Source organism: Flexivirga sp. (assembly GCF_051955415.1).
GTDB lineage: Bacteria > Actinomycetota > Actinomycetes > Actinomycetales > Dermatophilaceae > Flexivirga.
In genome coordinates, this window is the sequence record NZ_JBQCGS010000036.1 from 1 (window position 1) to 17,931 (window position 17,931).

Sequence of the window (17,931 nt, forward strand, 5' to 3'; positions counted from 1 at the left end):
CGGCCGTCGTATGCCGCGAGGTCGCGCCGCGGTGCGCGACGGATGGAGCCCCGGTCGGGGCCGGTCAGGCCTCCGGCTCCTTGGTCTCGGTGCTCGCCGGGGTCGTGTAGGTGTCGTGCGAGGGCGAGGCGGTGCCGTAGGGGCCCTGGTTGAGCAGCACCGGCACCTCGACCACGGTCGATCCGGTCTTCTGCGTGGTGAAGGTGACCTTCTGCGCCTTGCCCGGCCGGGCGGCGACCGACGGCACGGTGACGGGGGAGACGGTCGCCTTGTCCGCGGCGGTGCGCTTGCCGTCCAGGCGCACGGCGGTCGCTGCGGGGACGGTGATCGACGTGGACGTGTCCCCGGTGGTCACGGTGAGCTTGATCGGCGACTGGGCGTTGTTGACGGCCAACCCCTGCAGAGCGCCTGGCGCACCCTTGGCCGAGGCGACGATGAGCAGGTTCTGCAACTGCAGCGAACCGATCGTCTGGTCGGTGCCGTCCGCCGCCTCGTAGCTCTTGGTGGTCTGGGCCGGCGAGAGGTACATGCAGCCGCTCAGCGTCGTCGCGGTCGCTGCGAGGGCCAGTGCGCCGACGGCGGGTCGGGACACCGAGTTCAGGGAGGAAGGCAGTCGTCGCGTCACACGCGGCAGCCTAGCGGTCCGGTGCCGGGCTCTTCGACCCGGCAGGACGGTCCGGTGCGGCGCACCATCACATAACGCGCGCGCGGAGCATGCCTCAGACGCCTTGTCAAGGCACCCGTCAGCGGCTGTGGAAGGCCGCTGACCTGCGGAAACGTTTATGTGACGTGCGCAACTCGTGATATTCTGGGATCCGCGAAAGGGGAAAACAACACATGGTTTTCAAGGTCGGCGAGACGGTCGTTTACCCGCATCACGGAGCGGCTCTCATCGAAGAGATCAAAGTCCGCAAGATCAAGGGAGAGGACAAGCAGTACCTCGTTCTCAAGGTCGCTCAGGGCGACCTGAAGATCGAAGTCCCGGCCGAGAACTGCGACCTGGTGGGGGTCCGCGACGTCGTCAGCAAGGAAGGCCTCGACCGCGTGTTCGAGGTGCTGCGCGCCGATCACACCGAGGAGCCGACCAACTGGTCCCGTCGCTACAAGGCCAACCTGGAGAAGCTCGCGTCCGGTGACGTCATCAAGGTGTCCGAGGTCGTGCGCGACCTGTGGCGCCGTGACCAGGACCGCGGCCTGTCCGCAGGTGAGAAGCGCATGCTGGCCAAGGCCCGCCAGATCCTGGTGTCCGAGCTGGCGCTCGCGGAGCACATCAACGAGGACAAGGCCGAGGCCACCCTCGACGAGGTGCTCGCCTCCTGAGTTCCGTCCCATGAGCTCGAGGTCCCCGCGAAGTATCGGAGGAGCGCAGCGGGGGAGAACCTCACGGGGTATCAGCGCCCACGACTCTTCGGTCGTGGGCGTTGTCGTGGTGGCGGCCGGCATGGGTGTCCGCCTGGGGGCCGGTATGCCGAAGGCGCTCGTCCGCGTCGGCGGCCGCACCTTGGTCGAGCACGCCGTGCAGCGCGCCCGCGAGGTCGGTCGCGCACCCATCGTCGTGGTGGCGCCGACCGCCCACCTGCCCGAATTCGCAGCACTCGTGCCGGGGGCGCGCGTCATACCCGGCGGCCCCGAACGCACCGACTCGGTTGCGGCCGGCCTGGCCGCACTGCCTCCCGAGGTCGACATCGTGCTGGTGCACGACGCGGCACGTGCCCTGGCGCCCCCGGCACTCTTCGCAGCCGTTGCTGCCGCGGTGGCGGCCGGCGCCGACGGCGTGGTCCCGGGCCTCCCGGTGACCGACACGATCAAGCAGGTCGACCAGGACTGTCGGGTGATCGCGACCCCGGATCGCTCGACGCTGCGGGCGGTGCAGACGCCGCAGGGTTTTCGCCGCGCGGCATTGGAAGCGGCCCACGCCCGCGGTGGTGACGCTACCGACGACGCGATGCTGATCGAACGCTGTGGCGGCACGGTCGTGGTGATCGACGGCGATCCGCTGGCGCTGAAGGTCACCCTGCCGCCGGACATCGAGGCCGCCGAACGCCTGCTCGTCGCGTCCGCGGGTCTCGATACGTCCTCCGCTAGCGCTCCGGCCTGCTCGACCGGCGTGGATGTCCCGACGCTCATCGTCCTTGGCGGTCTGCCCGGCACCGGTAAGACATCGCTGGCCCGGGCCCTCGCTCGGCGGATCCCCCTGGCCCACCTTCGCGTCGACACGGTGGAGGGCACGCTGGTGCACACCGGCCTCGTCGACCGGGTCACCGGCCCCGAGGGATATGCCGTCACGTTCCGTGTCGCCGGCGACCAGCTCGCCGTGGGCCTGTCCGTGGTGGCCGACACCGTCAATCCGCTGCCCGAGACCCGCGAGTGGTGGCGCGACGTCGCCGCACAGCACGGTGCCCGCGTCGTCGAGGTGGAGCTGGAATGCTCTGATGCCGCGGTGCACGAGTCGCGGGTCAGCGAGCGGGTCTCCGACATACCCGGTCTGAGAGTCCCGACCTGGCAGCAGGTACTCGGCCGGGAATATCTGCCATGGTCGCCGGATCTGCGACTCGACAGCGCCACCGCGGCCCCGGACCAACTCGCCGACACCGTGATCGATTGGATGAGGAGCCACCCATGACCCTGCCGCGCACCGGGATCGGCGTCGACGTGCACGCCTACGCGACCGACGACCGGACGCTGTGGCTGGCCGGGCTGGAGTGGCCGGGGGAGCGCGGCGTCGAGGGTCACAGCGACGGTGACGTGGCCGCACACGCGATGTGCGACGCGCTGTTCTCCGCCGCCGGCCTGGGTGACCTGGGCGCCAACTTCGGTGTCGACCGCCCGGACATGGCGGGTGCGTCGGGCGGCCGGTTGCTGGGCGAGGCGCGCACGATCTTGGCCGACAACGGTTTCGCCATCGGCAACGTGGCTGTGCAGTTCATCGCCAACGGTCCCAACATCGGCAAGCGGCGCGCCGAAGCTCAAGCAGCCCTGTCCGCAGCCATCGGTGGAGCACCGGTGTCGATCGCCGGGACGACGGCCGACGGCCTCGGCCTGACCGGCCGCGGCGAGGGCGTCGCAGCCATCGCGACCGCCCTCGTCATACCGGTGGAGGAGCCGCGGCTCCATCGAGCCGGTCGAGCAGCGCGACGGCGTCGTGCGGCGCGTAGCCCCTGCCGTCGTTGTCGAAGTAGACGTGCACGTCCTGTCCGGCGTCGGCCCACTCGCGACACCGATCGGCCCACCGTGCCAGCGATTCGGGACCGTAGCCGCTCATGTACAGCTCCGTCTCCCCGTGCAGCCGCACGTATCGGAACGCCGCTGTGTCGCGGTCGATCACCGGCCATGTGCCGGCGCTGTCCGCGAGCACCATCGCGATCCCGTGCCGGGCCAGCAGCGCCGCGGCCTCCGGCTGCAGGAAGCTCTCGTGCCGTGGTTCGAGCGCGTGGCGCAGCGGGGCGTATGCCGTGGCCTCGGTCAGGGTCCGTGATGCGGCGATCCTGTCGTCGTGCCGGGCCGCGAGCTGTTCGGCCTCGACGGTGTCCCGCGGCAGCGCCGCGAAGAACCGTTCCAGTAACTCGGCGTCGTACACCTGGCGCGCCGGCAGCTGCCACAGGATCGGCCCGAGCTTCGGTGGCAGGGCCAGCACCCCCGAGGCGAAGAAGTTCGCCAGGGCCGCCTCGACGTCGCGCAGCCTCTTCAGGTGGGTGATGAAGCGTCCGCCCTTGACGGCGAAGAGGAAGCGGTCGGGGGTCTGGTCGCGCCAGGCGGCATACGAGGTGGGGCGCTGGAGTGAGTAGAAGGAGCCGTTGATCTCGGCCGACGTCAGGTGGCCGGAGAGGTGTTCCAGCTCCCGGCGGTGCACCAGACCCGATGGGTAGAAGTCGCCCCGCCAGTTCCGGTAGGACCAGCCGGACGTCCCGATGTAGAACGCGCTCACCCGCAGACCATGCCCACGTCCGGGCCGGTGAAAACGTCCGGTGTCCGGCGGCCGCCGCCGGGCTCGATAGGCTGACCGTTCGCGACAACGAGAGGAATCCCGGTGAGCGACATACGGATCGACAAGGTGGTCACCTCCGGCACGTTCAGCCTGGACGGCGGCACGTGGGATGTCGACAACAACGTCTGGATCGTCGGCGACGACACCGAGTGCGTGGTCATCGATGCGGCACACGACGCCGAGGCCATCCACGCGGCCGTGGGTGGGCGACGACTCACGCACATCCTGTGCACGCACGGCCACGACGACCACATCGACGCCGTGAGCGACCTGCTGCAGCTCCATCCCACGGCCCGGGTGCTGATCCACGACGCCGACCGGATGCTGTGGGACCGCGAGATCGGCGGGCCCCCGGACGGTCCGTTGACCGAGGGGCAGGTGATCCCGGTCGGCGGTGCACAGCTGGAGGTCCTGCACACCCCGGGGCATTCACCCGGTGCATGCTGTTTCCTCCTGGCGCAGGAGCACGCGCTGTTCAGCGGCGACACGCTCTTCCAAGGCGGTCCCGGTGCGACCGGGCGGTCGTTCAGCGATTTCGGCACCATCATCGACTCGATCCGTGACCGGCTGCTGGTGCTGCCGCCGGAGACGGTCGTACACACCGGCCACGGCGACGACACCTCGATCGGCGCCGAGGCACCGCACCTGCAGGAGTGGATCGACCGCGGCGCGTGAGCCGGCGCCGCGCACGGTGGCCGGAGGCGCCCTCGGCGACCGTTAAACTCGGCGGGTGACTTTGCAGATCTTCGACACCGCCACCGGGACCGAGCGGCCCTTCCAGCCGCTTCGCGAGGGACATGTCGGCATCTACATCTGCGGTCTGACCACCCAAGGTGCTCCGCACATCGGGCACGTGCGCTTCGCGGTCGCCTTCGACATCCTGCGCCGCTGGCTGACGACGGGGCACGGGTATGACGTGACGCTCGTGCGCAACGTCACCGACATCGACGACAAGATCCTGGCCAAGTCGGCGGAGGCCGACGTCCCGTGGAACGAATGGTCGTACGACTTCGAGCGCGCCACCAACGACGCCCTCGACGAGCTCGGCGTGCTGCGGCCCAGCTACGAGCCGCGCGCGACCGGCCACGTCACCGACATGATCGACCTGATCCGCCTGCTGATCGACAAGGGACACGCCTATCCGGCCGAGGACGGTTCCGGTGACGTCTACTTCGACGTGACGTCGTGGCCGGAGTACGGCAGCCTCACCCGGCAGCGCCTCGACGACATGGAGCCGGCCGCCGACGCGGACCCGCGCGGCAAACGCGACCCTCGCGATTTCGCGCTCTGGAAGGGCACCAAGGCGGGCGAGCCGGCGACGGCCTCGTGGCCGACGCCCTGGGGTGACGGTCGTCCCGGCTGGCACCTGGAGTGCTCCGCGATGGCGCGGCGCTGGCTGGGTGACACCTTCGACATACACGGCGGCGGCATTGACCTGCGCTTCCCGCACCATGAGAACGAACAGGCCCAATCCCGTGGTGCGGGACTGGGTTTCGCCCGCTACTGGATGCACAACGGCTGGGTGACCATCGCCGGCGAGAAGATGAGCAAGTCGCTCGGCAACAGCCTCGCCGTGCTCGAGCTGACCAAGACCGTGCGCCCGCTGGTGCTGCGCTACTACCTCGGTGCCGTGCACTACCGCTCGACGATCGAGTATCAGCCCGGGTCGCTCGACGAGGCGGCCGCAGCGGTCGAACGCATCGAGGGGTTCCTGGACCGCGCCGTGCCGGATGGGGTGAGAGAACCAGGCGCCATACCCGCGGCGTTCGCCGAGGCGATGGACGACGACCTCAACGTGTCGGGTGCGCTCGCCGTCGTCTTCGATCTGATCCGCGAGGGCAACATCGCCCTCGACGACGGTGACACGTCGCGCGCCGCCGCACTGGCCGCGCAGGTCGTGGCGATGACGGACGTGCTCGGCGTCAATCCGCTGGCGCCCCAATGGAACACCGCTGGTGACGCCGCCACGACGGATGCGCTCGACACCCTCGTCGACGCGCTGATCGACGCCCGAGCACGCGCTCGCAAGGACCGTGATTTCGCCACGGCCGACCAGATTCGCGACCAGCTGACCGCTGCCGGCATCACCGTCGAGGACGGACCGGACGGCGCCCGGTGGACGGTCACCGGCAAATCGAAGAAGGACGACTGACGTGCCCGGAAACTCAAGCCGTCGCGGGGCGGTCCGCAAGGGCAACTCGCGCAAGGGACCCCAGGTCGGCACCGGCGGCCACAAGCGTCGCTCGCTGGAGGGCAAGGGTCCGACGCCGAAGGCCAGTGAGCGGCCGAACCACAAGGCCTACAAGGCTGCTCGCAAGTCCGACGCCGCCAAGCAGGGTGCGCCGCGACGACCGCAGCGTTCGACGAAGCAGTCGGGCGAGATCATCGTCGGCCGCAACTCCGTCCTGGAGGCGCTGCGCGTCGGCATACCCGCCACCGCACTGTATGTCGCCGGCCGGATCGACTCCGACGACCGGGTCAAGGAGTCCCTGAAGATCGCCGCCGACCAGGTCATCCCGATCATGGAGGCGCAACGGTCCGAGCTGGACCGGTTGGCCGACGGCACACCGCACCAGGGCCTGGCGCTGCAGATCCCGGCCTACGACTACGCGCACCCGGACGACCTGCTCAACCCCGAAGCCCCCGGCACCCAGCTGGTGGTGGCGCTCGACGGCATCACCGACCCGCGCAACCTGGGTGCGATCCTGCGCTCGGTCGCGGCGTTCGGCGGCCACCGCGTCATCGTTCCCGAGCGCCGCTCGGCCGGTATGACGGCCGCCGCCTGGAAGACCTCGGCCGGTGCTGCGGCGCGGGTGCCGGTGGCCTTGGCCGGCAACCTGACCCGGACGCTGACCGACTTCCGCACGGCGGGCTTCTTCGTCGTCGGCCTCGACATGGACGGTGACGTCGAACTGCCCGGGCTGCAGCTCGCGACCGAACCGTTGGTCATCGTCGTCGGTTCGGAGGGCAAGGGCCTGTCCCGGCTGGTGCGCGAGACGTGCGACCAGATCGTCTCGGTGCCGATGAGCTCGTCGGTCGAGTCGCTCAACGCCGGCATCGCGGCCTCGGTGACGCTCTACGAAGTGGCCAGGCTGCGCGCCGAGCACTGAGGTTCGTCTCGAGGGCTCGGACACGGAACGCCACGCGCTCCCGTGCGGTCTCACGTATGGTTCGGGCACAGCACAACGACGAGGCGGGGACATGAGTAACTATCAGGACAACTCGGGCAACGGCTACCCGGGCGGCGGTGAGCCATCGGGCTACGGACAACCGCAGTATCCCGGTCGGTCAGGCGAACCGATGTATTTCATCCTGAACATGGGGCAGGAGCAGGGGCCCGTGCCTTATTCGCAACTGGCGCAGATGGCCGCCGCCGGCGCTCTCAAGGGTGACGCGCCGGTGCGTGACGCCGCGTCGGGGGTGGTCTTCCCGGCGAAGCAGGTCCCGGGAGTGTTTTCCGGCAAGGACTGGCTGACCGCGGTGTTGCTGTCGTTCTTCCTCGGCGGCCTCGGTGTCGACCGCTTCTACCTCGGCCACATCGGCCTCGGCATCCTCAAGCTTGTGACGCTCGGCGCCTGCGGGATCTGGTCGCTGATCGACTTCATCATGCTGTTGCTGCACAAGATCAACGACTCGGACGGCCGTCCCCTGGCTTAGCAACCGCGCTACCGGTCCGCCCGGACCGGCATCTCCTCGGTGTCGACACCCACGACGGTGCTGTCGTCGGGCTTGTCGGGCAGCACGGTGGCGATGTAGTCGCGTGCGGCCTCCTCGATCGGGAAGTCGCGGTGCGCCTTCTCGGACATGTACCAGCGGTGCTCGAGGACCTCGTGGAAGAGCTCGGCGGGCTCGATCTTGCGGCGCATCTCCGGCGGCGCGGTCCGGGTGACCGGCTCGTAGACCTGCATCAGCCAGTCGTGTGCGACGTGCTCCTCATCGTCGTTCTGCCGGTCCTTGGACGCCCGGTAGGAGTCCAGGTCGTTGAGCAGCCGGCGCGCCTGGTTGTCCTCGACGTCCAGCCCGGTCAGCCGCAGCAGCCGCCGCGAGTGATGTCCGGCGTCGACGATCTTCGGCTGGATCTGGATGGTCGCACCGTCGAAGTCGGTGGTGATGTCCAGTTCGCCGACGTCGAAGCCCAGCGAATTGAGCCGGCGGATCCGCTCGTCCACCCGCCAGCGCTCGCCGACGTCGAAGCGTTCGATCTCGGTGAGGGCGCGCCACAGCACGTCATACCGCTCCATGATCCGGTCCGAGATCTCGATCGGGTCGTACTCCTCGCCCAGGAAGCCACCGGCTTGCAGGTCCATCAGCTCGCCGGCGATGTTGACGCGCGCGATGTCCAGGTCGTGCGCGCGCTGCCCGTCGGTCAGCCTGTCCTGCAGCTCGCCGGTCTCGGCGTCCACCAGGTATGCCGCGAACTCGCCGGCGCTGCGTTTGAAGAGCGTGTTCGACAGCGACACGTCACCCCACCAGAACCCGACGAGGTGCAGTCGCACCAGCAGCACGGCCAGCGCGTCGATGAGCCGGGCGGCGGTCTCGGGGCGCAGGCTCTGGCTGAGCATCGCCCGGTAGGGGAGGGAGAACTGCAGGTGCCGGGTCAGCAGGCACGCATCGAGCGGTTCACCGCTCTTGGTGAGCCGGCCCTTGACGACACCGATCGGTTCGACGACGGGCTGGCCGAGTCGCCGGAGCATCCGCAGCATGTTGTATTCGCGGATGGCGATCTCGGCCTTGATCTCCTTGATCGCCACCACCCGGCCCTCGACCCGCACGAAGCGCACCACGTGGCGGGAGATGCCCCGCGGCAGCGCCGCCAGGCGGTCCTCCGGCCAGTCCTCGAGCGGCTGGCGCCAGGGCAGGTCGAGCAGGGCGGGCCAGGGGCGGGCGGTCGTGATGTCGAGTGCCACGGGCACCATTCTGCTTCACCCCCTGCGTCGACGACAGCCTGCGGCGAGGCCACGACGCGACGGCGGCACACACCCGGAAGGTGTATGCCGCCGTCTCGGTGCGGGCCGACCCGCCATACGACTCAGGACTCGAGGCGCGCCCCGGTCGTGGGGTGGAAGAGGTGCAGGTGCTCCCCGTTGCCCTTGGGTGCGAAGTTGATCGTCTTGCCCTTGTCCGGCACCTGGCGGCCGTCGACGCGCGCCACGATCTGCTTCTCGTCGTCGGAGCCGCCCAGCTGCTTCTCACCGGGCTGCTCGCCGATGGTGGTGCGGCCGTAGATGTAGGCGTCGGCGCCCAGCTCCTCCACCACGTCGACCTCCACGGGGATGCCGCCCTCGGTGGTCGGCTCCAGGTCCTCGGGCCGGATGCCGACGATGACGGTGGTCTCGGTCTTGGCCAGCGTGGCGCGGTCGACCGGGTGGACGATCGAGCCCAGCTTGACGCCGGCCTCGGTGACCGGCACCTCCAGCAGGTTCATCGCGGGCGAGCCGATGAAGCCGGCGACGAAGACGTTGTTGGGGTGGTCGTACATCCGGCGCGGCGTGTCCAACTGCTGCAGCACGCCGTCCTTGAGGACCGCGACCCGGTCGCCCATCGTCATGGCCTCGACCTGGTCGTGGGTGACGTAGACGGTGGTGACGCCGAGACGTCGCTGCAGCGAAGCGATCTGGGTCCGGGTCTGCACGCGCAGCTTGGCGTCCAGGTTGGACAGCGGCTCGTCCATCAGGAAGACCTGTGGGGAGCGGACGATCGCCCGTCCCATCGCGACACGCTGGCGCTGACCACCGGAGAGCGCCTTGGGCTTGCGGTCCAGGTAGGCCTCGAGGTCGAGGATCTTGGCGGCCTCCTCGACGCGGCTGCGGATCTCCGCCTTGGGCACACCGGCGATCTTCAGCGCGAAGCCCATGTTGTCGGCGACCGACATGTGCGGGTAGAGCGCGTAGTTCTGGAAGACCATGGCCACGTCGCGGTCCTTGGGGGACAGGTTGGTGACGTCGCGGTCACCGATCAGGATGCGGCCCTCGTTGACCTCTTCGAGGCCGGCGAGCATGCGCAGCGCGGTCGACTTCCCGGAGCCGGACGGACCCACGAGGACGAGGAACTCGCCGTCCTGGATGTCGATGTTGAGCTTGTCGACCGATGCGGTGTCGGCGCCGGGGTAGACGCGGGTCGCTTGGTCATAGGTGACTGTCGCCATGGTGGTGCAACTCCTTCACCGGCAGGAACGTGCCGGACGATCCGTTGTGAATGGGATGCGACGCCTGTCCCGCACTACACGGGTGTGACGCCAGCCACACTCTAACCGGCCGGCCGCGGTGACGGGCCGGTACACCCGGACCGGTGGTGACGCGACTCAGCCGCGCCGCGCGTCGCGCACGGTGCGCAGCACCGGCAGGACGTCCTCGGGGCTGTCGATGCGGTATGCCGCGAGCGTCTGCCCGGATCCGACCTTGACGGTCACGTTGGCCGGGTCATCCGCGAGGACGGCGAAGGCGCGCTCATCGGTCACGTCGTCGCCCAGGTAGAGAGTCGCCACGGTGCCGAATTCGGCTGCCAGTGCTTGCAATGCGCTGCCCTTGGTGATGGGCAGGGCACTGAGTTCGACGATCTGCTTGCCGTCCATCACGTCGACGCCGGGCAGGTCGATGGCCAGCGCCGCACGGGTCGCCGCCGCCGCGATGTCTGCCGGGACGTTGCGCGTGTGCAGCACGACACCCGCGGGCTTGCGCTCGATGCGCGTCGGGGGGTGCGCCGCGGCGACCTCCTCCAGTGCCTCGGTGGCCTGCGCCAGACGCTGCCGTGCCGCCGTGTCGAAGGTGAGGTCCAGCGGCAGCTCGCGATCCGGTTCGGCGCCGTGCGAACCGATCAGCGCGATGTCGTCCGCCGCGGCCGCACCGCTGAGTGCACGCAGCGCTGCCAGGTCGCGGCCGGAGACGATCGCCACGGATACCGCCGGCAGTGCTGCGATCTCGCGCAGCAGCTCCATCGACCCCTCGATCGGCCGGGACGTCGACGGGTCCGTCACCAGTGGCGCCAGCACACCGTCGAAGTCGGTGGCGACCAGGACCGGTCCGCGCGCGGCGAAACTCTCCAGGGCGTCGTGCAACCCCGAGGACTCCGTCATGGTTGTCTCGGCGCAACGGCCAGGTCGGTCAGGAATCGCTCGGCCCACCGCTGGACGTCATGACGCAGCACTTGCCGGTGCATCGCCCGCATCCGGCGGGCGCGTTCCTCCGGCGAGGCCTCGATGGCCCGCACGATCGTGCGCTTGGTCCGCGCGATGTCGTGCGGATTGCACAGGTAGGACTGCTTGAGTTCGTTTGCGGCACCGGTGAATTCGCTCAGCACCAGCGCGCCGGTCTCGTCGTGCGCGGCGACATACTCCTTGGCGACGAGGTTCATGCCGTCCCGCAACGGGGTGACCAGCATGACGTCCGCCGCCACGAACATCGCCGCCATCTCGTCGCGCGGGAAGGAGCGGTGCAGATAGGTCACCGGCGGCGCGCCGAAGCTGGAGTGTTCGCCGTTGATCCGGCCGACGGTCTGCTCGACGTCCCGCTTGATGTGCTGATAGGCCTCCAGCCGCTCCCGGCTCGGCGTCGCGACCTGGATGAACTTCGTCTCGGTGGGGTCCAGCGACCCCTCACGGTACATCTCCTCCAACGCCTTGAGCCGGTGCCGGATGCCCTTGGTGTAGTCGAGCCGGTCGACCCCGAGCAGCAGGTGCTTCGGGTTGCCCAGCTGCTCGCGGATCTCGGCCGCCCGCTCCCGCACCTTCGCGGTCGCCGCGAGCTCGGCCATGCCGCGGGTATCGATCGAGATCGGCACCGCGGCGGCCCGGCACTCGTGCCCGTCGGCGGTGTGCACGACGTCGGCGCGGACCGAGATGTCGTCGTCGACGAGCAGCTGCCGGCAGGCCCGCAGGAAGTTCTGCGCATCCGTGCGCCGTTGGAAACCCAGGAAGTCGGCCGCCAGGAGACCACGGAGCATGGCGTCGCGCGCGGGCAGCTGCATGAACAGCTCGACCGGTGGGAACGGGATGTGGTTGAACCAGCCGATCCGCAGGTCCGGCCGCAGCTCACGCAGGAACTGCGGCATCTGCTGCAACTGGTAGTCGTGCACCCACACCGTGGCCTTCTCAGCCGCCAGCTTCGCCGCGGCCTCGGCGAAGCGCCGGTTGACCGTCTCGTATGCCGCCTGCCACCGGCGCTTGAACGTCGGCGGCACGATGTCGTCGTGGGAGAGCGGCCACAGCGAACCGTTGCTGAAGCCCTCGTAGTAGTCGCGTACCTCCTCGGCGCTGAGCGCGACCGGGTGCAACCGCATGCCGCCCTGCTCGAACGCCGCCGGCGCCTTGCCGGGCACGCCGGACCAGCCGATCCAGGCACCGTCCCGGCCGCTCATCACCGACTCCATCGCGGTGACCAGCCCGCCCGGGCTGCGGCGCCATACCGACCGGCCACCTTCCCGGACACGGTCCACGGGCAGCCGATTGGCTGCGATCACCAGGTCGAACCTCTCCTGCGACAACGGCACAACCCTTTCGAATCCACGGCAGGATCCTTGAGCGGAATCCTCGACGAGACGCCCGTCGCGCGAGGCGCCGTGGCGATCGGCCTCACTGTATGACGGGACGGTATGACGCCCTCGACATACCCGGGCGAGCGATGTTTCGAACACTCCAACCACCCGCCCTGCACAATCATGGCCACGGTCGCGCCCCTGGCGATACCGTGAAACATGCGCATCCAAGAGTTGCTCAAGGGCAAGGGTTCGGACGTCGTCACGCTCACGTCCGACGCCACCATCGGCGATCTGGTGCAGACCCTCGCCGACCACGGGATCGGCGCGGTCGTGGTCACGGACGGCGACGCCATCGCCGGCATCATCAGCGAGCGCGACGTCGTGCGTGCGCTGGTGGGCGGCGCCGACGGGCTGTTGGAAAAACCGGTGGAGGAGCTGATGACCAGCCAGGTCATCACCTGTTCGCCCGGTGACGAGGTGAGTTCGCTGGCCGCCTCGATGACCGAGCACCGCTTCCGTCACCTGCCGGTCGTGCGCGGCGACGAGTTGGTCGGCATCGTCAGCATCGGCGACATCGTGAAGTTCCGGCTGGAGGAGCTGCAGAGCGAGCGCGACCAGCTGGAGTCCTACATCACCGGCTGAGCACCGCGTGACGGACCGGACGGGCCACGACCGGGGTGTCGTGGGCCACGTCCCCGACGACCCGGGCGTCGTGCGCAGGGTCTGGTTCGTTGTCGCATACCGTGGACACCATGACTGCTGACCGGCATTCCGCTCCCGGAGACCCCGGGGACGGTGGCACGCACCGACTGCCGGTGATCCAGGGCGCCGACGACCTGGACCGGCGCGCGGACCAGGACCGCATCGGCGACTACCAGCCGATCCGCAAGATCGGCGAGGGCGGCATGGGCGTGGTCTACAAGGCGCTGGACCCGAGCGGTCAGGCCGTCGCGCTGAAGGTGTTGCGGGCGCACATCGCCCACGATCGCGGCGCGCGGGAGCGGCTGCGCCGTGAGGTCAGCACGTTAGTGCGGGTCCGGTCACCGCACGTCGCCGCCTTTCTCGATGCCGACGTCGACGGCGAGAACCCTTACCTGGTCACCAGTTTCGTGCCCGGTGCGTCGCTGGACGACGTGGTCGAGGACGACGGCCCGTTCGGGGCCGCCCGGCTCGCCCGGCTGGGCCGGGGGCTCGCCGACGCGCTCGGCGCCATACACCGCGCGGGCATCGTGCACCGCGACCTCAAGCCGGGCAACGTGCTGATGGTCGGTGACGACCCGGTCCTGATCGACTTCGGCATCGCGCACGTGGCCGACGACTCACGACTGACCTCGACCGGCCTGGTGATGGGCACTCCCGGCTACTTGTCACCGGAGATCGTCGAGGGTGACGAGGTCACCGAGGCGACCGACTGGTGGGGCTGGGCCGCCACCCTCGCGTATGCCGCCAGCGGCCGTGCCCCGTTCGGGCGCGGCCCCATGCCGGTGGTGCTCGATCGGGTGTGCCGCGGCGAATACGACCTCGAGGGCGTGGAGCCGCGGCTGCGGCCACTGCTCGAGGCCGCGCTCGACCCCGACGCCTCGCGCCGCCCCGCGGCGGGGGAGGTCCTGTCCGCGCTCGACCTCTTCGCCGGGGGTGGCAACACCGGCGAGATCCCGATGATCGGCCGGCGCCGCGGACCGGCCGAACGTCCCGACCGGCGCAAGCCGGTGACCCAGCAGTTCGCCGGCCCGGCGCCCAGCACCGAACGGCTGCGGGGACCCGGCCCGGGACCGATGGCTCGCCCGGCCGCCGCGGACCCGACGGAGAACTTCGCGGCCTCCCGCGGGTACGTCGTCCGCCCCGGGCAGCCGGCGCGCGCCGATCAGGGCGACCGGGCAGATCGCCCGGTGCCGTCCATCCCGCCCGGCCGCTTCGTGCCGCCGCCCGATCCCCGCATCGGCCAGTCGTCGCGCACCGGGACCCTGGCGGCGCTGCTGGTGGCCCTGACCGGCATCAGCGCGGTGCTGCCGATCGTGGGCATCACCCTGGTGCTGCTGTGGGCGATCGCGGCCCGCTGGTGCGACAAGACGATCACCTCGATGGTGCTTCGCCGCTACAGCGCCGGACCGCGCAAGTCCGACACGTTCGTGGCCGCCATCACCTCGCCGTGGCACGGCGTGGTGGCGGCGCTGGCGACTCTGCTGACCGTGCTCATCCCGGCCTTCGTCGGCGCCTGCACGGCCGCCGCTGTCGCGCTGATCTACTCGATGGCGCGAGGTGACTCCGTCTTCGTCGGGCGCCCGCTGCCGCTGGCGGTCGGTGTGCTGGTTTCCGCGCTGGTGATGTGGTGGGGGCCCGGCGGCATACCGCTGCGACGGGGCTCGCGCAGCATCGTGCGCGGCGTCGTCCGGGGTGAGCCGCTGACCCGGATCATCGTCGGGCTCTGTGTCGTGATCGCCGTGCTGGGCGGCGTCTTCGCAGCGACACACCTGTCCTCCGGCGCCAGCTGGTGGCCGATCCAGAGCAACTCCAGCCTCCGGTTGCAACTCGCCGCGGCGAGTCCCTTCGCTCGCTGAGTCGCGCCGCCACGCGCGCCGGTCAGGTGCTGCCCAGCTGGCGCATATCGCGCACAGGAAGACCGATCTACGCTGGGCGCGTGGACGAGGTTCAGGACACCGATCCCGGCGGGCTGCCGGTCTCCGGCCGCATGCGCTTCCTGCAGGGCGAGCCGGTCACCGAGCCGCTACCGATCGCGGACAGCCTGCGCCACACGCCATACCGCGACCCGCGCACCATGGAGGCCCCCGACCAGGAAGCGTCGGTCCGCGGTGCCTTGGAGCTGGCCGTCCGCGTCGGTGAGCTGCTGCTGCGCTGCGGCGCCGGCACGCGGGACGTGGAGGCCGCCGTGGTGGCGGTCGCCGCAGCTGCCGGGCTGCGCCGGCTCGAGGTGGACATCACCAATCAGTCGCTGCTGGTGCAGGCGCCGACCCCGGCGGGCGTCCCCGTCACGCTGCTGCGCGTCGTGCGGTCCAACACCCGTGACTTCGCCCGGTTGAGTGCGGTCCACGGCCTCGTCGAGGAGCTCGTCACCGGCGGCATCGACGACGTCGACGCCGCGACACGCAAACTACGGCGGATCCAGCGGGCCGCTCGGCTCTACCCGCGCTGGCTGGTCGCGCTCGGGTATGCCGGGTTGGCCGGCTCCGTGTGCGCCCTGCTGGGCGGGCACGCGATGGCGATCGTCGTCGCGGTGCTGTCCGCGCTGGCGGTCGACCGGATCGGCCGCTGGCTCGGCAAGCGAGCGGTGCCGTCCTTCTACTCGTCCGCGGCCGGCGGCGCCATCTCGGTGCTGCTGGCATGGTGCGGCTACCTGGTCGGCATCCACGGCTGGCTCGGGCTCGACATGCCCGCAACCGACTTCGGGTATGCCGTCGCGGCCGGCATCGTCGTGCTGTTGCCGGGCCGCGCGATGGCCTCGGCCGTCGAGGACGCCATCACCGGTTATCCGGTGACGGGAGCCGGGCGATTACTGACCGTCTTCCTGTCCACGGCGGGCATCATCGTCGGCATCGCCGCCGGACTGTCCTTCACCCTGCGCCTGGACAAGGCGCTGGACCTGCAGCTGACGACGCCGAAGGCGTTGTCCTTCGACTCCGCACCGGCGGTGATGTGGCTGCGGGTGATGTGCGGCGCGTTCGGTGCGGTCTGCAGTGCGGTCGCTGCCCGGGTGCTCCCGCGACACCTGCTGCCCGCCGGACTGCTGGGTGCGGTCGGGGTGTTGCTGTCCGGAGGGTTGTCCAGTTCGCTCGGGCTGGGCGGCTTCCGGCTCGGCGCGACGACCTCGATCGCGGTGGCCGCCATCGCCATCGGTGTCTTCGGCAGGCTCATCGGGTTGCGGCTCGGTGCACCGGCGCTCGTCCTGGTGGTGCCGGCGGTGTCACCGTTGCTGCCGGGTCTGCGCATCTTCCGCGGCATGTATGACGCCGTGTCCGGCAGCATCGTCGGCACCTCGGTGACCACCCAGGCACATGCGGTGAGCACGCTGATGGGCGCGGCGGCGGTGGCCCTCGCGATCAGTACCGGCGTCGTCATGGGCGACGTGCTGTCGGCGCCGCTGGACCGGCAGGCGCTGCACCGCCGGCGGGTGCGACGGCGCTGATCGCGCCCGCCCCGCACAACAATTTTCGGTTCGCTGCGGCCGGTGCGCCATCCGGCGTGCCGGCCCGGCAGGGGCGGCTCGGCCGCGCCAGCACTGGGAACTACATCGATGTAATTTTACCTTCCGTGACGGCGTGTCGGCTTGAAGTTTTCTCATTGGTCTCACTCATACCTTGTGTCACACCCGTCAATCCCGTAACGTGCGGGACGCCTCACGGCACGCATCATCACCGGCGAGAGCCGGTCACCAACTGCACACATCCGCTCAGAACGCACGTCAGAACGTCGAACCTCCGGCGGCGTGCACGGCCGGCGACCCCGATGCCGGCCGGGAGGCGGGGCTCCCCGACGCCCGAGTCGGATGTCGACCCCGGACGCGTTCGTCAGGAAAGGACACGACCTTGCCGTACACACCGCGACACAGGATCGCTCGACCATCGGTCGCCGGCCGGCGCGCGATGGGCGCCGTCATGGCCTCGGCCACCGCGGCCGGCGCCGGACTGGCCACCGCAGCGCACGCCAAGGCGGACACGCCCTGGAACGTCTGGGACCGCGTCGCATCCTGCGAGTCGGGCAACAACTGGTCCATCAACACCGGCAACGGATTCTCCGGCGGGCTGCAGTTCACCCAGTCCACCTGGCAGGCGTTCGGCGGTGGCCGGTTCGCCTCCAGCGCGCAGTACGCGACCCGGGACCAACAGATCTACGTCGCCCAGGCGACCCTGCGCGTGCAGGGTCCGGGCGCCTGGCCGGTCTGCTCCAAGCGGGCCGGGCTCACGCGGTCCAACGGGCTCGCGGTCGGTGTCGACCTCGGCGGCGCCCGCCAGGCTCCCCGGCCGGCACCGCAGCCGGCGCCTCCGGCATCGCGCGGCGGTCACCGGCCGCTGGTGCTGGACGGCATCGTGGGGCCGCTCACCACCGCCTCCACCCAGCACTGGCTCGGTGTGCGGCAGGACGGTGCCAACCACTACACCTCGCAGACCGTCCTCGCGCTGCAGGCCCGGCTCGGCGTACACCAGGACGGCATCATCGGCCCGGTCACGACCGCGGCCATGCAGCGCTACCTGGGCATCGCCCAGGACGGCGCCTCGCACTTCAACGGTCGCACCGTCGTGGCGCTTCAGGGCTACCTCAACTCCAAGGGCCTGTGACACACCCACCGCTCTGACACACCCACCGCTCTGACCGAGCGGACACGAACAGACTGAGAGGACCCGGTGTTGGGGCCCGGGGGGGGGCGGCCACCGGGGGGGGGGGGGGGGGGGGGGGGGGGGGGGGGGGGGGCGGGGGGGGGCGGGGGGGGGGGGGGGGGGGGGCAGGCGGGGGCTGAGGGG

At 70.2% G+C, this 17,931-nt stretch carries 16 protein-coding genes and 1 pseudogene; 11 read left to right on the forward strand and 6 right to left on the reverse strand.

Annotation, left to right across the window (positions count from 1 at the left end):
* Nucleotides 1-64: 64 nt before the first annotated feature.
* The gene (locus ACTHL4_RS05910) at nucleotides 65-625 is read right to left on the reverse strand and encodes a hypothetical protein (protein WP_440281816.1); all 561 of its coding nucleotides are present in this window, start codon (nucleotides 623-625) and stop codon (nucleotides 65-67) included.
* A gap of 212 nt (nucleotides 626-837) precedes the next feature.
* Here ACTHL4_RS05910 and ACTHL4_RS05915 point away from each other — a divergent pair, with 212 nt between their 5' ends.
* The 3 genes and pseudogenes from ACTHL4_RS05915 to ispF form a co-directional block, all read left to right on the forward strand.
* Nucleotides 838-1,320, forward strand: a complete 483-nt coding sequence (locus tag ACTHL4_RS05915) for a CarD family transcriptional regulator (protein ID WP_440281817.1) — start codon at nucleotides 838-840, stop codon at nucleotides 1,318-1,320.
* Between the two features lie 94 nt (nucleotides 1,321-1,414).
* The gene (gene ispD, locus ACTHL4_RS05920; RefSeq protein ID WP_440281818.1) at nucleotides 1,415-2,623 is read left to right on the forward strand and encodes a 2-C-methyl-D-erythritol 4-phosphate cytidylyltransferase; all 1,209 of its coding nucleotides are present in this window, start codon (nucleotides 1,415-1,417) and stop codon (nucleotides 2,621-2,623) included.
* A pseudogene (gene ispF / locus ACTHL4_RS05925) lies at nucleotides 2,620-3,093 on the forward strand (2-C-methyl-D-erythritol 2,4-cyclodiphosphate synthase); the annotation flags it as partial. The gene ispD and the pseudogene ispF, both read left to right, overlap by 4 nt.
* On the opposite strand, the gene ACTHL4_RS05930 reads toward ispF, so the two are convergent.
* Nucleotides 3,086-3,925, reverse strand: a complete 840-nt coding sequence (locus tag ACTHL4_RS05930; RefSeq protein ID WP_440281819.1) for a DUF72 domain-containing protein — start codon at nucleotides 3,923-3,925, stop codon at nucleotides 3,086-3,088. The pseudogene ispF and the gene ACTHL4_RS05930 sit on opposite strands and share 8 nt — an antisense overlap.
* A 96-nt stretch (nucleotides 3,926-4,021) precedes the next feature.
* On the opposite strand from ACTHL4_RS05930, the gene ACTHL4_RS05935 reads away from it, so the two are divergent.
* From ACTHL4_RS05935 to ACTHL4_RS05950, 4 genes are all read left to right on the forward strand, one after another.
* Entirely contained in the window at nucleotides 4,022-4,660 is a 639-nt protein-coding gene (locus ACTHL4_RS05935; protein ID WP_440281831.1) for an MBL fold metallo-hydrolase, read from the forward strand.
* 55 nt (nucleotides 4,661-4,715) lie between these two features.
* Nucleotides 4,716-6,137, forward strand: coding sequence for a cysteine--tRNA ligase (cysS, locus tag ACTHL4_RS05940; protein WP_440281820.1), 1,422 nt, complete (start codon nucleotides 4,716-4,718; stop codon nucleotides 6,135-6,137).
* A gap of 1 nt (nucleotide 6,138) precedes the next feature.
* On the forward strand, nucleotides 6,139-7,095 hold the full coding sequence (rlmB, locus tag ACTHL4_RS05945; protein WP_440281821.1) for a 23S rRNA (guanosine(2251)-2'-O)-methyltransferase RlmB: 957 nt from the start codon (nucleotides 6,139-6,141) through the stop codon (nucleotides 7,093-7,095).
* A gap of 91 nt (nucleotides 7,096-7,186) precedes the next feature.
* Nucleotides 7,187-7,642 (forward strand): NINE protein, encoded by a 456-nt coding sequence (locus ACTHL4_RS05950; RefSeq protein ID WP_440281822.1) that lies wholly within the window; start codon nucleotides 7,187-7,189, stop codon nucleotides 7,640-7,642.
* 8 nt (nucleotides 7,643-7,650) lie between these two features.
* Here the strand turns inward: ACTHL4_RS05950 and ACTHL4_RS05955 are convergent, their stop codons facing one another.
* The 4 genes from ACTHL4_RS05955 to ACTHL4_RS05970 all read right to left on the reverse strand — a co-directional run bounded on the left by ACTHL4_RS05955 (nucleotide 7,651) and on the right by ACTHL4_RS05970 (nucleotide 12,469).
* A complete protein-coding gene (locus ACTHL4_RS05955; RefSeq protein WP_440281823.1) occupies nucleotides 7,651-8,892 on the reverse strand; it encodes a DUF4032 domain-containing protein in 1,242 nt (413 codons plus the stop codon).
* A gap of 122 nt (nucleotides 8,893-9,014) precedes the next feature.
* Nucleotides 9,015-10,130: an ABC transporter ATP-binding protein gene (locus ACTHL4_RS05960; RefSeq protein WP_440281824.1), complete on the reverse strand. Its 1,116-nt coding sequence runs from the start codon at nucleotides 10,128-10,130 to the stop codon at nucleotides 9,015-9,017.
* A gap of 156 nt (nucleotides 10,131-10,286) precedes the next feature.
* Nucleotides 10,287-11,057 (reverse strand): trehalose-phosphatase, encoded by a 771-nt coding sequence (otsB, locus tag ACTHL4_RS05965; protein ID WP_440281825.1) that lies wholly within the window; start codon nucleotides 11,055-11,057, stop codon nucleotides 10,287-10,289.
* The gene (locus ACTHL4_RS05970) at nucleotides 11,054-12,469 is read right to left on the reverse strand and encodes an alpha,alpha-trehalose-phosphate synthase (UDP-forming) (protein ID WP_440281826.1); all 1,416 of its coding nucleotides are present in this window, start codon (nucleotides 12,467-12,469) and stop codon (nucleotides 11,054-11,056) included. The genes otsB and ACTHL4_RS05970 overlap by 4 nt, the downstream gene beginning before the upstream one ends.
* A 204-nt stretch (nucleotides 12,470-12,673) precedes the next feature.
* Here ACTHL4_RS05970 and ACTHL4_RS05975 point away from each other — a divergent pair, with 204 nt between their 5' ends.
* The 4 genes from ACTHL4_RS05975 (at nucleotide 12,674) to ACTHL4_RS05990 (ending at nucleotide 17,748) form a co-directional block, all read left to right on the forward strand.
* Complete coding sequence (locus tag ACTHL4_RS05975) at nucleotides 12,674-13,099, forward strand: CBS domain-containing protein (protein ID WP_440281827.1); 426 nt, start codon at nucleotides 12,674-12,676, stop codon at nucleotides 13,097-13,099.
* 110 nt (nucleotides 13,100-13,209) lie between these two features.
* Nucleotides 13,210-15,015: a serine/threonine-protein kinase gene (locus ACTHL4_RS05980; RefSeq protein ID WP_440281828.1), complete on the forward strand. Its 1,806-nt coding sequence runs from the start codon at nucleotides 13,210-13,212 to the stop codon at nucleotides 15,013-15,015.
* Between the two features lie 80 nt (nucleotides 15,016-15,095).
* Nucleotides 15,096-16,598: a threonine/serine ThrE exporter family protein gene (locus ACTHL4_RS05985; RefSeq protein ID WP_440281829.1), complete on the forward strand. Its 1,503-nt coding sequence runs from the start codon at nucleotides 15,096-15,098 to the stop codon at nucleotides 16,596-16,598.
* 469 nt (nucleotides 16,599-17,067) lie between these two features.
* On the forward strand, nucleotides 17,068-17,748 hold the full coding sequence (locus ACTHL4_RS05990; RefSeq protein WP_440281830.1) for a transglycosylase family protein: 681 nt from the start codon (nucleotides 17,068-17,070) through the stop codon (nucleotides 17,746-17,748).
* Nucleotides 17,749-17,931 lie beyond the last annotated feature (183 nt).

Bases quoted from the DNA above. Each gene is read 5' to 3' on its own strand.
- ACTHL4_RS05915 (WP_440281817.1), top strand. From the start codon at position 838: ATGGTTTTCAAGGTCGGCGAGACGGTCGTTTACCCGCATCACGGAGCG.
- ACTHL4_RS05950 (WP_440281822.1), top strand. From the start codon at position 7,187: ATGAGTAACTATCAGGACAACTCGGGCAACGGCTACCCGGGCGGCGGT.
- ACTHL4_RS05960 (WP_440281824.1), bottom strand. From the start codon at position 10,130: ATGGCGACAGTCACCTATGACCAAGCGACCCGCGTCTACCCCGGCGCC.
- otsB (WP_440281825.1), bottom strand. From the start codon at position 11,057: ATGACGGAGTCCTCGGGGTTGCACGACGCCCTGGAGAGTTTCGCCGCG.
- ACTHL4_RS05975 (WP_440281827.1), top strand. From the start codon at position 12,674: ATGCGCATCCAAGAGTTGCTCAAGGGCAAGGGTTCGGACGTCGTCACG.
- ACTHL4_RS05980 (WP_440281828.1), top strand. From the start codon at position 13,210: ATGACTGCTGACCGGCATTCCGCTCCCGGAGACCCCGGGGACGGTGGC.
- ACTHL4_RS05990 (WP_440281830.1), top strand. From the start codon at position 17,068: ATGGCCTCGGCCACCGCGGCCGGCGCCGGACTGGCCACCGCAGCGCAC.